The sequence below is a fragment of the Kluyvera intermedia genome, from assembly GCF_034424175.1.
GTDB lineage: Bacteria > Pseudomonadota > Gammaproteobacteria > Enterobacterales > Enterobacteriaceae > Kluyvera > Kluyvera intermedia.
In genome coordinates, this window is record NZ_CP139986.1 from 744,358 (window position 1) to 759,162 (window position 14,805).

Genomic DNA, 14,805 nt, shown 5'->3' on the forward strand with positions numbered 1-14,805 from the left:
ACCGAAAATGTTAAACCATATCGTTTGGGAAAAACTGCGCGAATATCCGGGGGCTCCCGTTAATCTTCAAACGTTTAACGATGAACTGTGCTCGGCGCGTAGCCATGTCCTTAAGCTGATTAGCCGTCATTTAACGGATTTCGGGGATAAATTCCCAGGTGAAGCCTGTGTTAATGGGTATTACCCGCTGACCGAGAATATTGAGTGGACTACAAGCTTCTGGACCGGTCAGCTGTGGCTGGCGTGGGAGATGACCGGTGAGGAGAAATACCGGGCGCTGGCCGAGCAGCATGTCCGCTCATTTGGTCTGAGGATTGCCGGGCGTCATGACACCAACACTCACGACCTGGGATTCCTGTACACGCTCTCTTGCGTTTCAGCATGGCGTTTGACCGGTAACCGTGACGCGCGGGGCTTCTCGTTGCAGGCGGCGGAAGCGTTACTCGAACGCTTCCATCGGAAAGCGGAAATCATCCAGGCCTGGGGCGTTCTTACCGACCCTGAACAGGCCGGGCGCATGATTATCGACTGCACCATGAACCTGCCGTTGCTGTACTGGGCGACTGAGCAGACCGGCGATCCGCGCTTTGCTGATGCCGCCCGCGCCCACGTTCGCCAGTCGGCAAAATATCTGGTGCGTGACGATGCTTCGACCTACCACACCTACTATATGGACGTGCAGACCGGCGCGCCGCGCTTTGGTAAGACTCAGCAGGGCTATGCCGATGATTCTTGCTGGTCACGTGGTCAGGCGTGGGGAATTTATGGCTTTATGCTGAGCTTCCTCTATACCGGCGATAAAGAACTGATTAGCCTGTCGAAAAAGCTGGCTAATTACTTCCTCAATCGTTTGCCGGAAGATGCTGTCTGTCATTGGGATTTGGCGCTGGTTGGCACCGATGCACTGCGAGACTCGTCATCGGCAGCGATTGCCGTCTGCGGTCTGCTGGAGCTGGTGAAGCATTTACCGACGACCGATCCGGATCGTGAACGCTATCAGCAGTGGGCGATGGGAATGATGTCATCGCTGTCTAAACACTATCTGATGGGGCTGGATGAGCCGGGCACCGGCGTACTGAAACACTCGGTTTATCACTTCGCCAGCGATAAAGGCGTGGATGAGTGCTGTAGCTGGGGAGATTACTTCTATGTGGAAGCGCTGGTGCGCATGACGCAGAGCTGGAAGCAGTACTGGTAATCTATGTAGGTCGCTCTCTCAGTGAGAGGGCGACCTGTTTGTCATTACGCTTTTGGAATACGCAAAGTCTGGCCGGGATAAATCTTATCCGGACTGGAGAGCATAGGGCGGTTAGCTTCGAAGATTTTGTTGTACAGATTGGCGTTGCCGTAGACCGTTTTGGAAATGGCGCTTAGAGTATCGCCTGATTTGACCGTGTAGTAGGTCGCTTCATCGTGGGTATCGGTTGTTGTGATGTTGTTTTCAACTTCGCTGACGCCAGCGATATTGCCCACCGCAACCTGGATTTTTTCTTTCTCTTCCTGCGTCAAACCGTCGCCGGTTACGCTGGCCTTACCATCGGTAATGTTGATTTGAACTTTATCGGCGCCGGGGATATTCAGCTTCTTAAGATGCTCAGCGGCTTTATCGCCTTGCCCGCCGTGGTCAGTCAGACTGTCCCAGAGCTTTTCACCGGCCTCTTTCACAAAATTAAAAATGCCCATTTCATTCCTCCTGTTGAACATGAAGACTGAATAAGCATAGCAGGTGGAGAAAAAGTAGGCCGGATAAGGCGCTAGCGCCGCCATCCGGCAAACTGCGATTAACAGCCTGATGGCGCTATGCTTATCAGGCCTGTGCTAATCAGACGCCGGGTTCAAGAATACGAATATTCATTTCCAGAACATCGCCTTTTACCGCTTCGCCGTAGGCTTTCATATGCGGGGTTTGCAGATGGGCTTCAAGATGCGCGATGCTTTCCCACTGCTCAATCATCACAATGGAATCGGGTGCGGTAGTCTGGAAACTTACGCCAGCGGCATTGTCGACCATCGGCGCATAGCCGTGGCAACCTTCTTCTTTCAGTACTGTCGGGATAATTTTAGCGAACTGATCCAACACCGCCTGACGGTGATGTTGTCCTGGACGAGTGCGGATTTCAGCAATAACTGTCAACATGATTAACTCCTTCTAATTCCTGCCTACCAGTTAACCAAAAATTTTCCCAAGATGCTCGCGGTATTCTGCAACGTAGCGTGGAACGTCAGGCATTTTGATAACGTCGTTGGTGATAAAGGTCGGCAGCGCTTCCATTCCCAGGAACTGATTCGCTTTGTGGAACGGCAGATAAACGCCATCAACGCCCACGCCGTGGAAGAACTGATCTTTATCGGTAAAGGCTTCCATCGGTGCGTTCCAGGTCAGCGACAGCATATAGGTTTTGCCCTGAATCAGACCACCTGAGCCATATTTCTTGCTCGCGTCAGAGCGAGTGCGACCATCGCTGGCGTACAAAGAGCCGTGACCTTCGGTGAACACGTCATCGATATATTTTTTGACGGTCCATGGCGCGCCCATCCACCAGCCCGGCATCTGCCAGATAACGGTGTCGGCCCACAGGAAGTTTTGTACTTCGGCTTTCACGTCATAGTCACCGTCCGCACGAACCACTTTAACATCATGCCCGAGGTCGCGCAGGAAGGTCTCCGCGACTTCAGTCAGGGTGTCGTTCAGTTGACCGTTAGAGTGACCGAATTTTTTTGCGCCGTTGACAATCAGGATGTTGCTCATTTTTTATCCTCAGGAAAATAAGTTTGTCAGCAATAATACTCGGGTCATTAAAGCGGTTAAATGTACAAAATGTGCAAAGTCTTTTGCGATTTTGGCAAAAATAGCGCGAGGATGTGCTATTTCAGACGCGCTTTCTGACTTTGACTACCACCTCACTGTGACTTCAAAACCCCCTTCAGCCGCATTATCAAAGGTGACCGTCATCCCATGCAGCGTCGCAATCCGCTGCACAATCGACAGCCCCAGCCCGCTTCCGGTTTCATCCTGTCCCGGTGGGCGATAGAAGCGTTCGCCAATGCGTGCTAGCGCTTCCGGGCTGATTCCCGGCCCGTTATCGCGCACGGTAAAGTAGCTTTGCTCAAGCGTTACATCGACCGTGCTGCCCGCCGGGCTGTAGCGCACGGCATTATCCAGCAGGTTGCGTACCAGTAGACTTAGCAGCAGCGGCTGCGCGGTGCGGCTAACCTGCTGGGCGTGCAGATGCAGGCGGATTTCAATGCCCGCCTTTTGCGCCGCATGGTAAGCGTCCATCACCGAAGATTGCAGCAGATCGTCAAGGTTGACCGTTTGCACATCAGCAAGCTGCTCGAGAGAGTCGAGGCGGGAGAGGGTGAGTAGCTGCTCAACCAGACGGGTCGCGCGGTCGATACCGGCATGTAATTGGTTAAGCGCTTTACGCTGGCTTTCGGGATCGTCCTGCGACATCTGCGCCACTTCAGCCTGTACCCGCAGCGCGGTCAGCGGACTGCGCAGTTCATGGGCGGCGTCGGAGGTAAAACGACGTTCACGGGTCATCATATCGTGAGTGCGGCGGAACAGTTGGTTTAGCGCATCCAGCAGCGGGCGCACTTCACTGGGGACGCCGTGGGTATCAAGTGGATCATTGGCATCCGGATCGCGCAGGCGTAGCGTGCGGGTCAGTTTTTTTAGCGGCGCCAATTCGCGGCTCAGCAACAGTATCAGCAGCAAAAACATCACCGGCAGGGCGATAAGCCACGGCGTGAGCTGGCTGGTAATGATATCCAGCGCCATCTCCCGGCGGTAATCCCACTCCTGGCCGACGACAATTCGGTATTTTTTATCCGCGGTGGTAAGCCACAAAAAGCGCCAGCTATCGTCATCGTTGCTAAGCTGCCCGTCATCAAAGCCTTCGCGGCGGTAATGATAGGGAATGTAGGGGCCGTTTTCGCCGTCATGCATCACCATTTTTCCATCGGTGGTGTAGATAGCGAAGGCCAGCACGTCATCATCAAGATGACCGTGTTTGACCTTTTTCGGCGCACGTATCCATTGGCGCGAGGACTGCAGGTCGGCGAAATCCATGGCGCTGATACGTTTAGCAAATAACATCTGCTGAGTATCGAACAGCTTATCGAGTTTGTCGGTGGTCTGCTTCCAGGCGATGGCGCTGGCAAAGCACCAGGCGACGGCGGCGAGCAGGACAAAAATCAGCGTCAGGCGAAAACGCAGACTCAGGCGGCGGAGTAGATTCATTGGTCACCCAGGGTGTAGCCGATACCGTGAACGGTACGGATAAAATGGCTGCCGAGCTTGCGGCGCAGATGATGGACGTGGACCTCAATGGCGTTGCTGGAGACCTCTTCGTCCCAGCTATACAGCTTCTCTTCGATGAGTTTACGCGGCAGCACGCGCCCGACGTTGCGGAGCAGCAGTTCCAGCAGGGCGAATTCTTTGGGTTTGAGCGCGAGTGGTTCTCCCTCCAGCGTCGCAACTAACTTTCCGGGATCGAGTTCAACCGCGCCGTGGCGCAGCACGTTGCTGGTTTGACCGTGGGCACGGCGAATCAGCGCTTCCAGGCGTGCGGCAACTTCAATTAGCGCAAACGGCTTGCAGAGATAGTCGTCGGCACCAAGACGTAAACCTTCCACGCGTTGGCTAAGCGCGTCGCGGGCGGTCAAAATCAACACCGGCTCACCGTGCGATTTCTCACGCCATTCGCGCAAAATATCCAGCCCATCCATGCCGGGAAGCGTCAGATCGAGGATCACCGCATCGTATGGCGCGCTATAAAGGGCGATTTTCCCTTCTTTACCCTCGGTGAACCAGTCGATGGTAAAGCCCATTTTCCCCAACCCGGTTTTAATGCCGTCACCGATAAGTTTGTCGTCTTCAATTAATAAAATGCGCATCTGACGCTCCATGCCTGCTGCTGTATAGCCTCAGTAAACCGCGCGCGCACTGGCGCTGTACAGCAAAAATAAATCTTTTTTTCTCTTAAGAAATTGTTAAGAATTGGCATGTGTAATAGGTGTCAGAAACCAAAAAGGGAGAACATATCATGAAGAAATTTGCTGCTATCGCTGCTGTTCTGGCTCTGACCTGTGCGCCAGCCTTCGCTGCTAACCAGGGCGGTTTTTCCGGCCCGAGCAGCACCACGACAACCTCGCAAGCCGGTGGCTTTGTGGGGCCTAACGGTACGGTAACCACCTCAGCCAACGCTAAATCAATGCGTGACGATACTTGGGTGACCCTGCGCGGTAACATTATCGAACGCATCTCAGACGATCTGTACATCTTTAAAGATGCCAGCGGCACCGTGAATGTGGATATCGACCACAAACGCTGGAACGGTCTGACCGTCACTCCGCAAGATGTAGTAGAAATCCAGGGTGAAGTGGATAAAGACTGGAACTCCGTCGAAATCGACGTGAAGCAGATCCGCAAAGTGAATCCGTAACGCCGTAAATGCTGCGCAATATCGCGCAGCATCTGCCAGTCAAGACCGGGACATCGCTCATCATCAGCGTTGTCCCGGTCTTTTTGTTTCCGTAACCCTCTGAAAATGGCCGCTGTGTTAACGATTTTCGCACTGGGCTCACGCCCTGTGACTCAGAACGTGAGATAGGGTATTATCTGCGGCAATATTGCCGTCCGTACGGTCAGCATGCAGATTGAGGATCCCCAGTTAATGAGCGATATGGCAGAGCGCCTTGCGCTACATGAATTCACGGAAAACGCCTACTTAAACTATTCCATGTACGTCATCATGGACAGGGCGTTGCCGTTTATTGGCGATGGTTTAAAGCCGGTACAGCGCCGCATCGTTTATGCGATGTCAGAGCTGGGACTGAACGCCAGCGCCAAATTTAAAAAATCCGCCCGTACCGTCGGCGACGTATTGGGTAAGTATCATCCGCACGGCGATAGCGCCTGTTATGAAGCGATGGTGCTGATGGCGCAGCCGTTCTCTTACCGTTATCCACTGGTTGATGGTCAGGGGAACTGGGGGGCGCCGGACGATCCGAAGTCATTCGCAGCAATGCGTTATACCGAATCGCGTCTGTCAAAGTACGCTGAACTGCTGTTGAGCGAGCTAGGCCAGGGCACCGCCGATTGGGCACCGAACTTCGATGGTACGATGCAGGAGCCGAAGATGCTGCCTGCGCGTCTGCCGAACATTCTGCTAAACGGCACCACCGGTATTGCCGTAGGCATGGCGACGGACATTCCGCCGCACAACCTGCGCGAAGTGGCAAAAGCGGCGATTACGCTTATTGAAAAACCGCAGACGACTCTCGATGAAGTGCTGGATATTGTGCAAGGGCCGGACTACCCGACCGAAGCGGAAATCATCACTCCTCGCGCGGAAATCCGCAAAATTTACCAGAATGGCCGTGGCTCCGTGCGCATGCGTGCTGTGTGGCATAAAGAAGACGGTGCGGTGGTGATTACCGCGCTGCCGCATCAGGTTTCCGGTGCCAAAGTGCTGGAGCAGATTGCGGCGCAGATGCGCAATAAAAAGCTGCCGATGGTCGACGATCTGCGTGACGAGTCTGACCACGAGAACCCGACGCGTCTGGTGATTGTGCCGCGCTCTAATCGTGTGGATATGGAACCGGTGATGAACCACCTGTTCGTCACCACCGATTTAGAAAAAAGCTACCGTATCAACCTGAACATGATCGGCCTCGACGGTCGCCCGGCGGTGAAAAATCTGCTGGAGATCCTCACCGAATGGCTGGCATTCCGTCGTGATACGGTACGTCGTCGTCTGAACTACCGCCTGGAAAAAGTCCTCAAACGCCTGCATATCCTCGAAGGTTTGCTGGTGGCGTTCCTCAACATTGATGAAGTGATTGAGATCATCCGCCGTGAAGATGAGCCAAAGCCCGCGCTGATGTCGCGTTTTGGTATCAGCGAAACGCAGGCTGAAGCGATCCTTGAGCTGAAATTACGCCACCTCGCCAAACTGGAAGAAGTGAAGATCCGCGGCGAGCAGGATGATTTAGCTAAAGAGCGCGATCAGCTGCAGGCTATCCTCGCCTCTGAACGCAAAATGAGTAACCTGCTGAAGAAAGAGCTGCAGGCTGACTCTGATGCCTTTGGTGACGACCGTCGTTCGCCGCTGCGTGAGCGTGAAGAAGCGAAAGCCATGAGCGATCACGACATGCTGCCGTCTGAGCCGGTCACTATCGTGCTGTCGCAGATGGGCTGGGTGCGTAGTGCCAAAGGCCATGATATTGATGCACAAGGTTTGAGTTACAAATCCGGCGATAGCTGGAAAGCATCGGTGAAAGGTAAGAGCAATCAGCCGGTGGTGTTTGTCGACACAACCGGCCGTAGTTATGCCATTGACCCGATTACACTACCGTCTGCACGTGGGCAGGGCGAGCCGTTAACCGGCAAGCTGACGTTGCCACCGGGTGCTACGGTTGAGCATATGCTGATGGAAGGCGAAGAGCAGAAATTGCTGCTGGCCTCCGACGCTGGCTATGGTTTCCTGTGTACCTTCAACGATCTGGTCGCGCGTAACCGTGCGGGCAAGGCGCTGATCTCACTGCCGGAAAATGCCCACGTTATGCCACCGCTGGTGGTGGAAGACGAATCTGACATGCTGTTGGCAATTACCTCGGCGGGCCGGATGCTGATGTTCCCGTTGAGTGATTTGCCGCAGTTATCGAAAGGTAAGGGTAACAAGATTATCAACATCCCTTCGGCGGAAGCGGCGAGCGGTGTTGATAGCCTGGCGCACCTCTACATTCTGCCACCACAAAGCACGCTGACCTTCCACGTGGGTAAACGTAAGATCAAACTGCGTCCGGAAGAGTTGCAGAAAGTGACGGGTGAACGCGGTCGTCGCGGTACGCTGATGCGCGGTTTGCAAAAAATTGATCGCGTTGAGATTGATTCGCCGAAACGTGCTCACGTGGGCAACAGCGAAGAGTAATCTTCCTCCCCCCGTCGTCAGGCGGGGGGAATAATGGAGTCGATAAAACCGTTGTTAATTCGGTGATTGCGATTAACAATACCCTTTTGCAGGGGTCTGCAAGTAACAAAGCCCTATCCGGTCTCTATATGCCCCGTTTGTCGTCTATGGTAAGGATGCTTGTTGCGCCTTCGTCGTCGTCATAACGGGTACAATTCTAAGCGGTACAGGGTTCAGAGGACGCTATGCTATCAATTTTACGTATGATTATTGTTGTCATTTATTGCATTCTGGTCTGCATTTTTGGCTGTATCTATTGCCTGTTCAGCCCACGCAATCCAAAACATGTTTCTACTTTTGGCCGTCTGTTTGGCCGTCTGTCATCCGTTTTTGGTTTAAAAGTCGAGCTTCGTAAGCCAGCGGATGCTGAAAGCTACGGCAACGCTATCTATATTGCGAACCACCAGAACAACTACGACATGGTGACGGCGGCGAATATCGTGCAACCGCCAACGGTGACTGTCGGGAAAAAGAGCCTGGTGTGGATCCCATTCTTCGGTCAGATTTACTGGTTAACCGGTAACTTGCTGATTGACCGTAATAACCGCGCTGCTGCGCATAGCACTATCGCCCAGGTGGTCAAATCGTTTAAGACCCGCAAGATCTCTTTCTGGATGTTCCCGGAAGGCACGCGAAGCCGGGGCCGTGGGCTGCTGCCGTTTAAAACCGGCGCATTTCATGCGGCGATTGCGGCGGGGGTACCGATTATTCCGGTCTGTGTTTCAAACACCTCAAATAAGATTAAACTTAACCGCTGGAATAACGGTCTGGTGATTGTTGAAATGCTGCCACCCATTGATACCAGCGCCTGGAGTAAAGATCAGGTTCGTGATTTAGCTAAACATTGCCGTGAAGTCATGAAGGCAAAAATTGCCGAGCTGGATCAGGAAGTGGCCGAGCGCGAGTCTGCCGGTAAAGTGTAAAAACGCCCCACGACGTGGGCTGATGCCTGCGTTGTATGCTGTTTTGCTGTTGGGAAAGTGATTTCCCCTTTTGATTTGTCAGTTTTGATGGAGCTTATATGTCACTCAGTCGGCGTCAGTTTATTCAGGCTTCGGGCGTTGCGCTTTGTGCGGGCGCTGTGCCGCTGAGGGCTCAGGCCGCAGGCAAACAGCCTGTGCTGCCGGTACCTCCGCTGCTGGAGTCTCGCCGTGGACAGCCGCTTTTCTTAACGATGCAGCGGACGCACTGGTCCTTTTCAGAAGGCACCCGCGCGTACGTATGGGGTATCAATGGCCGCTACCTTGGGCCAACTATCCGCGTCTGGAAAGGCGATGACGTTAAGCTCATCTACAGCAATCGACTCACTGAAAATGTCGCCATGACCATTCGTGGTTTGCAGGTGCCGGGCCCGCTGATTGGCGGTGCGGCACGCATGATGTCGCCGAACGCCGACTGGGCGCCGGTGTTGCCGATTCGTCAGAGTGCGGCAACCCTGTGGTATCAGGCCAATACGCCAAACCATACAGCACAGCAGGTTTATAACGGCCTGGCGGGCATGTGGTTAATTGAAGATGAAGTAAGTAAGTCCTTACCATTCCCTAATCACTACGGAGTCGATGACTTCCCGGTCATCATCCAGGATAAGCGTCTGGATAACTTCGGTACCCCGGTGTACGACGAACCGGGCAGCGGCGGTTTTGTTGGCGATACGCTGTTGGTTAATGGCGTGCAGGGGCCCTATGTGGAAGTCTCTCGCGGTTGGGTGCGCTTGCGCTTGCTCAATGCCTCCAACTCCCGCCGCTATTTACTGCAAATGAGCGATGGACGCGCGCTGCACGTTATCTCCAGCGATCAGGGTTTTCTGCCGGCACCCGTCTCGGCCACACAGATCTCACTGGCGCCAGGTGAGCGTCGGGAAGTACTGGTGGATATGACCAACGGTGATGAAGTGTCGATTACCTGTGGCGAGTCGGCAAGCATCATGGAACGTATTCGTGGATTCTTCGAACCTTCAAGTATCCTGATCTCGACGCTGGTGCTGACCCTTCGCCCGACGGGGCTGCTGCCGCTGGTGACCGATAACTTACCGATGCGCATATTGCCGGCGGAAATTCTCGGCGGTACTCCCATTCGCAGCCGCGATATCATGCTGGGCGACGATCCGGGCATCAACGGTCAGTTGTGGGATCCGCAGCGTATTGATATTACCGCCCAGCAGGGAACCTGGGAGCGCTGGACGGTTCGTGCCGACGCGCCGCAGTCGTTCCATATTGAAGGGGTGATGTTCCAGATCCGCAACGTCAACGGCGCAACGCCGATGCCGGAAGACCGGGGCTGGAAAGATACGGTGTGGGTTGATGGTCAGGTTGAACTGCTGGTGTATTACGCTCAGCCATCCTGGCCGCACTTCCCGTTCCAGTATTCCAGCCAGACGCTGGAACTGGCCGACAGGGGTTCCATTGGTCAAATTTTGGTTAACCCCGCGCCGTAATTAAGAAAATCCCGGCGTCATCGTGACGCCGTCAATAGCCCGGCCGAGCAGCGCGACGCCGGGTTATCAATCCGTTAAAATTCCCGCTTCATTCGTACGGCATTCAGGCTTATAATCCCCGACCTTTGATTATTTTTTTACCATTTTTTTGGAAGCATAATGAGCGCTATCTCCCTGATCCAACCGGATCGCGACCTTTTCTCCTGGCCGCAGTACTGGGCCGCCTGCTTTGGGCCGGCACCGTTTTTGCCGATGTCACGCGAAGAGATGGATCAACTTGGCTGGGATAGCTGCGACATCATTCTGGTAACCGGCGACGCCTATGTCGACCACCCAAGCTTTGGGATGGCGATTTGTGGTCGTATGCTGGAAGCGCAGGGGTTCCGTGTCGGGATCATCGCGCAGCCGGACTGGAACAGCAAAGACGAGTTTATGCGTCTGGGCAAACCGAACCTGTTCTTCGGTGTGACCGCAGGCAACATGGACTCGATGATTAACCGTTATACCGCAGACCGCAAGCTGCGTCATGACGATGCTTACACCGCAGGTAACGTGGCGGGCAAACGCCCGGACCGCGCGACGCTTGTGTATACCCAACGCTGTAAAGAAGCGTGGAAAGATGTGCCGGTGATCCTGGGCGGTATCGAAGCCAGCCTGCGTCGTACTGCGCACTATGATTACTGGTCTGATACCGTGCGTCGCTCGGTGCTGGTCGACTCCAAAGCCGACATGTTGATGTTCGGTAACGGCGAGCGTCCATTGGTGGAAGTCGCGCACCGTCTGGCTGCTGGTGAACCTATCGGCCATATCCGCGATGTGCGTAACACCGCCATCATGGTAAAAGAAGCGCTGCCGGGCTGGAGCGGGGTGGATTCCACTCGCCTGGACATGCCGGGCAAAATCGACCCTATTCCGCATCCGTACGGTGAAGATCTGCCGTGCGCTGATAACAAAACCGTGGCGCCGCCAAAACAAGAAGCCAAGCGCGTGACGGTCCAGCCGGCACGTCCGAAGCCGTGGGAAAAAACCTACGTGCTGTTGCCTTCTTTTGAGAAGGTGAAAGGCGACAAAGTCCTTTACGCACACGCGTCACGTATTCTTCATCATGAAACCAACCCAGGTTGTGCACGTGCGCTGATGCAAAAACACGGTGAGCGCTATATTTGGGTCAATCCACCGGCGATTCCACTGTCTACTGAAGAGATGGATAGCGTGTTTGCGCTGCCGTATAAGCGTGTTCCGCATCCTTCATATGGCGATGCGCGCATTCCGGCCTACGAGATGATCCGCTTCTCGATTAACATCATGCGCGGCTGCTTCGGCGGCTGTTCCTTCTGTTCAATTACCGAGCACGAAGGGCGTATTATCCAAAGCCGTTCTGAAGATTCGATTGTTAACGAAATCGAAGCCATTCGTGACACCGTTCCTGGTTTTACCGGTATTATCTCCGATCTTGGCGGCCCAACGGCCAACATGTATATGCTGCGCTGTAAGTCACCGCGCGCCGAGCAAACCTGTCGTCGTCTGTCCTGTGTCTATCCAAGTATTTGCGAGCACATGGACACCAACCACGAACCGACGATCAATCTCTACCGTCGCGCTCGTGATCTGAAAGGGATTAAAAAGATCCTTATCGCTTCTGGCGTACGTTATGACATTGCCGTGGAAGACCCGCGCTACATTAAAGAACTGGCGACGCACCACGTCGGTGGTTATCTGAAGATTGCCCCGGAACATACCGAAGAAGGGCCGCTGTCTAAGATGATGAAGCCGGGGATGGGCAGCTATGACCGCTTCAAAGAACTGTTTGATACCTTTTCAAAACAGGCGGGTAAAGAGCAGTATCTGATTCCGTACTTTATCTCCGCGCACCCGGGTACGCGTGATGAAGATATGGTGAACCTGGCGCTGTGGCTGAAGCAGCGTCGTTTCCGCCTGGATCAGGTGCAGAACTTCTATCCGTCGCCGCTGGCAAACTCGACCACCATGTATTACACCGGCAAGAACCCGCTGAGTAAGATTGGTTATAAGAGTGAAGACGTGGTGATCCCGAAAGGTGATAAGCAGCGTCGTCTGCACAAAGCGCTGCTGCGCTATCACGATCCGGCTAACTGGCCGCTGATTCGTCAGGCGCTGGAGAACATGGGTAAAAAGCACCTGATTGGCAGCCGTCGTGACTGTCTGGTACCGGCACCGACGATTGATGAAATGCGCGAAGCGCGTCGCCTGAATCGTAATACGCGTCCGGCGCTGACCAAGCACACGCCGGTAGAGCATCAGCGTCAAACGCCGAAAGCCAATGCGAATACCAAAAAACGCGTGAAAACCGCCTCACGTTAATCGGTAGTCGTTGAGTGAAAGGGAATGGAGCCTGAACAGGCTTCCATTCCCTTTTTTATTATTAGTTTCCTTTCTCCATCTTTGATGTTGTGGCGCGCATCTGTGCCAGCAAACTTCCCTCTTGTGGGCGAACCACATCCGCGACCGTCCAGTCACCTTCAATGCGTTGTAGATTGAGGATCTGAGAGAATGAGGATTGTTGACTGTTATTGCCCAGCATGAGCTTCACTTGAACACGAGCGCTGGTGGCGGTGTGCTCAACGACCTTAAGCGCATTGGGGCTGACAAACTTCGTGGCATCACAGTTGCACAGTGGATTGGCATAGAGATACTGCCAGTCATGGGTTTTGTCGGTATCGGTATGAAAGGCTGCTTGCTCATAAATCTCCACCGCCTGACGGTAGTCGTCAGAAACGACCCACGTCCACGGCCAGGTGGCATCGTTAAGATGCTCGAACAAGGCGCGAACATAATCCTGTGGCTGCTCTCTTTGCATGGCGGCAAGGGCGGCGAGCGTTTGCTGATTATTGCTATTAAGGGAGTGGTACAGGCTGTTTTCATTGCTGATGATGTCATCAACGACCCAGCGATTGCCTTCTGCGACCAGGCGTAGCGTCTGTGAGACAGTCTCCGGGTTGTCACTAAAGGGGCGAAAGCGCACTTTGGCATCAGCGTGTCCGGCATATTTCTGTTCAACCGTGACGTTTTCTAGTACAAGATGTTGAAAATCCTGGCAATTACAGAGGGGATCGGCGTCAAGCCAGTTCCCGTCGCCTGGCAAGGTTAATTTTTCATCTAGCGTAATGGCCTGGCGCAGTCGTGCAGAAAACGAGGATGGGTCAAATTTAGCGTAGGCGGTATCACCGGTATAGGGTTGATAAACCTGTCTGATAGTCTGCTCGGGTGATAACAACGGCATGCCGGCCTGAGCCGTTGGGACAAAGTTCAAAAGAATGAAAATAAACAGCAACGGCCATGTCGCCAGTGATTTCATGAGTACGTCCCTGAAGATGAAAAGTCATCGGGCAAGTTAACAACGTCGAGCGTAGGAAGGGTATTGATGATTTCTGAAAAAGCCCGGCGAGAGCCGGGCTTGAAGGGTTAACCGCCGAATTGATCCGGATCCGGGCCTAAACGTTTGCCCTTATCCAGTGCGGTGAGGTCGGTTAATTCGTCTTTATCCAGACGGAAATCCCAGACATCAAAGTTTTCCGCAATGCGCGATGGCGTGACCGATTTCGGGATCACCACCAGGCCTTTGTCGAGGTGCCAGCGGATCACAATCTGCGCAGGCGTTTTACCGTATTTCTCTGCCAGTTTATGAATGATTTTCTGATCGAAAACACCTTCACCACCCTGTGCGAGCGGGCTCCAGGATTCGGTCTGAATTTTGTGCGTGGCGTTCCAGGCATTTAACTGACGTTGCTGCATCAGCGGATGGAGCTCGATCTGGTTAATCACCGGTGCAACGCCTGTTTCATCAATCAAGCGTTGCAGGTGAGGCACCTGGAAGTTACACACGCCGATGCTCTTGACCAGCCCCTGCTTTTGCAGCTCAATCAGCCCTTTCCAGGCTTCAACATAATGGTCGATGGCAGGCACGGGCCAATGGATTAAATACAGATCAAGATAGTCGAGCTTAAGATGTTCCAGGCTCTCCTGTAGGGCTTCGGCAGGGCGTAAATGTGCATCGTTCCACAGCTTGGAGGTGATAAACAGATCTTCGCGAGGAATACCCGCACTGCTAATCGCTTTACCGACTCCCGATTCGTTTTTGTATGCGGCGGCGGTATCAATAGACCGGTAGCCCACCTCGACAGCCTTATGAACTGCGGTGACTACCTCTTCATTGCTGGCCTGCCATACGCCCAGGCCCAACTGCGGCATTACATTGCCATCGTGCAGCTTAATCACGGTTGGATTTGTCATGCATTTCTCCTTTTCACGAACTTCTCGGGGCGAGCCCGAGAAGGTTTGTAGGATCAAGTTTGGTCTATCCCCGTCATACTTCAAGTTGCAGGTGCGTTGGCTACGATCGTTCACCCCAGTCACTTA

The 14,805-nt window shown here is 53.8% G+C and carries 12 protein-coding genes and 1 pseudogene; 6 read left to right on the top strand and 7 right to left on the bottom strand.

Translation table 11 applies throughout. The annotated features are described in order from the left end of the window. Positions 1-7: 7 nt before the first annotated feature. Positions 8-1,198, top strand: coding sequence for a glycoside hydrolase family 88 protein (locus U0026_RS03545; RefSeq protein ID WP_062776358.1), 1,191 nt, complete (start codon positions 8-10; stop codon positions 1,196-1,198). Positions 1,199-1,242: 44 nt separating this feature from the next. On the opposite strand, the gene lysM is transcribed toward U0026_RS03545, so the two are convergent. From lysM to qseB, 5 genes are all read right to left on the bottom strand, one after another. Next, entirely contained in the window at positions 1,243-1,683 is a 441-nt protein-coding gene (gene lysM / locus U0026_RS03550) for a peptidoglycan-binding protein LysM (protein ID WP_062776360.1), read from the bottom strand. Between the two features lie 139 nt (positions 1,684-1,822). Continuing rightward, a complete protein-coding gene (locus U0026_RS03555) occupies positions 1,823-2,137 on the bottom strand; it encodes a putative quinol monooxygenase (RefSeq protein WP_062776362.1) in 315 nt (104 codons plus the stop codon). Between the two features lie 30 nt (positions 2,138-2,167). Further along, positions 2,168-2,749, bottom strand: coding sequence for an NAD(P)H-dependent oxidoreductase (locus U0026_RS03560; RefSeq protein WP_062776363.1), 582 nt, complete (start codon positions 2,747-2,749; stop codon positions 2,168-2,170). 144 nt (positions 2,750-2,893) lie between these two features. Next, positions 2,894-4,243: a quorum sensing histidine kinase QseC gene (qseC, locus tag U0026_RS03565; protein ID WP_062776365.1), complete on the bottom strand. Its 1,350-nt coding sequence runs from the start codon at positions 4,241-4,243 to the stop codon at positions 2,894-2,896. After that, the gene (gene qseB, locus U0026_RS03570; protein WP_062776367.1) at positions 4,240-4,899 is read right to left on the bottom strand and encodes a quorum sensing response regulator transcription factor QseB; all 660 of its coding nucleotides are present in this window, start codon (positions 4,897-4,899) and stop codon (positions 4,240-4,242) included. The genes qseC and qseB overlap by 4 nt, the downstream gene beginning before the upstream one ends. A gap of 149 nt (positions 4,900-5,048) precedes the next feature. Between qseB and U0026_RS03575 the strand changes: the two genes are divergently transcribed. From U0026_RS03575 to U0026_RS03595, 5 genes and pseudogenes are all read left to right on the top strand, one after another. Further along, on the top strand, positions 5,049-5,447 hold the full coding sequence (locus U0026_RS03575) for a YgiW/YdeI family stress tolerance OB fold protein (RefSeq protein ID WP_062776368.1): 399 nt from the start codon (positions 5,049-5,051) through the stop codon (positions 5,445-5,447). A 231-nt stretch (positions 5,448-5,678) separates the two neighbouring features. Continuing rightward, positions 5,679-7,937 carry a DNA topoisomerase IV subunit A gene (parC, locus tag U0026_RS03580; protein WP_062776370.1) on the top strand — a complete coding sequence of 753 codons (2,259 nt, stop codon included), beginning with the start codon at positions 5,679-5,681 and terminating at the stop codon, positions 7,935-7,937. Between the two features lie 224 nt (positions 7,938-8,161). Next, positions 8,162-8,899, top strand: coding sequence for a 1-acylglycerol-3-phosphate O-acyltransferase (locus U0026_RS03585; RefSeq protein WP_062776372.1), 738 nt, complete (start codon positions 8,162-8,164; stop codon positions 8,897-8,899). 98 nt (positions 8,900-8,997) lie between these two features. Beyond that, positions 8,998-10,410: a cell division protein FtsP gene (ftsP, locus tag U0026_RS03590; RefSeq protein WP_062776374.1), complete on the top strand. Its 1,413-nt coding sequence runs from the start codon at positions 8,998-9,000 to the stop codon at positions 10,408-10,410. 101 nt (positions 10,411-10,511) lie between these two features. Beyond that, a pseudogene (locus U0026_RS03595) lies at positions 10,512-12,708 on the top strand (YgiQ family radical SAM protein); the annotation flags it as partial. A gap of 103 nt (positions 12,709-12,811) precedes the next feature. Here the strand turns inward: U0026_RS03595 and U0026_RS03600 are convergent. Beyond that, positions 12,812-13,744 (bottom strand): DUF3828 domain-containing protein, encoded by a 933-nt coding sequence (locus U0026_RS03600; protein WP_062776378.1) that lies wholly within the window; start codon positions 13,742-13,744, stop codon positions 12,812-12,814. Positions 13,745-13,851: 107 nt separating this feature from the next. Further along, positions 13,852-14,679 (bottom strand): 2,5-didehydrogluconate reductase DkgA, encoded by an 828-nt coding sequence (gene dkgA, locus U0026_RS03605; RefSeq protein WP_062776379.1) that lies wholly within the window; start codon positions 14,677-14,679, stop codon positions 13,852-13,854. Positions 14,680-14,805 lie beyond the last annotated feature (126 nt).

Bases quoted from the DNA above. Each gene is read 5' to 3' on its own strand.
- U0026_RS03545 (WP_062776358.1), top strand. From the start codon at position 8: ATGTTAAACCATATCGTTTGGGAAAAACTGCGCGAATATCCGGGGGCT.
- lysM (WP_062776360.1), bottom strand. From the start codon at position 1,683: ATGGGCATTTTTAATTTTGTGAAAGAGGCCGGTGAAAAGCTCTGGGAC.
- U0026_RS03555 (WP_062776362.1), bottom strand. From the start codon at position 2,137: ATGTTGACAGTTATTGCTGAAATCCGCACTCGTCCAGGACAACATCAC.
- U0026_RS03560 (WP_062776363.1), bottom strand. From the start codon at position 2,749: ATGAGCAACATCCTGATTGTCAACGGCGCAAAAAAATTCGGTCACTCT.
- qseC (WP_062776365.1), bottom strand. From the start codon at position 4,243: ATGAATCTACTCCGCCGCCTGAGTCTGCGTTTTCGCCTGACGCTGATT.
- qseB (WP_062776367.1), bottom strand. From the start codon at position 4,899: ATGCGCATTTTATTAATTGAAGACGACAAACTTATCGGTGACGGCATT.
- U0026_RS03575 (WP_062776368.1), top strand. From the start codon at position 5,049: ATGAAGAAATTTGCTGCTATCGCTGCTGTTCTGGCTCTGACCTGTGCG.
- parC (WP_062776370.1), top strand. From the start codon at position 5,679: ATGAGCGATATGGCAGAGCGCCTTGCGCTACATGAATTCACGGAAAAC.
- U0026_RS03585 (WP_062776372.1), top strand. From the start codon at position 8,162: ATGCTATCAATTTTACGTATGATTATTGTTGTCATTTATTGCATTCTG.
- ftsP (WP_062776374.1), top strand. From the start codon at position 8,998: ATGTCACTCAGTCGGCGTCAGTTTATTCAGGCTTCGGGCGTTGCGCTT.
- U0026_RS03600 (WP_062776378.1), bottom strand. From the start codon at position 13,744: ATGAAATCACTGGCGACATGGCCGTTGCTGTTTATTTTCATTCTTTTG.
- dkgA (WP_062776379.1), bottom strand. From the start codon at position 14,679: ATGACAAATCCAACCGTGATTAAGCTGCACGATGGCAATGTAATGCCG.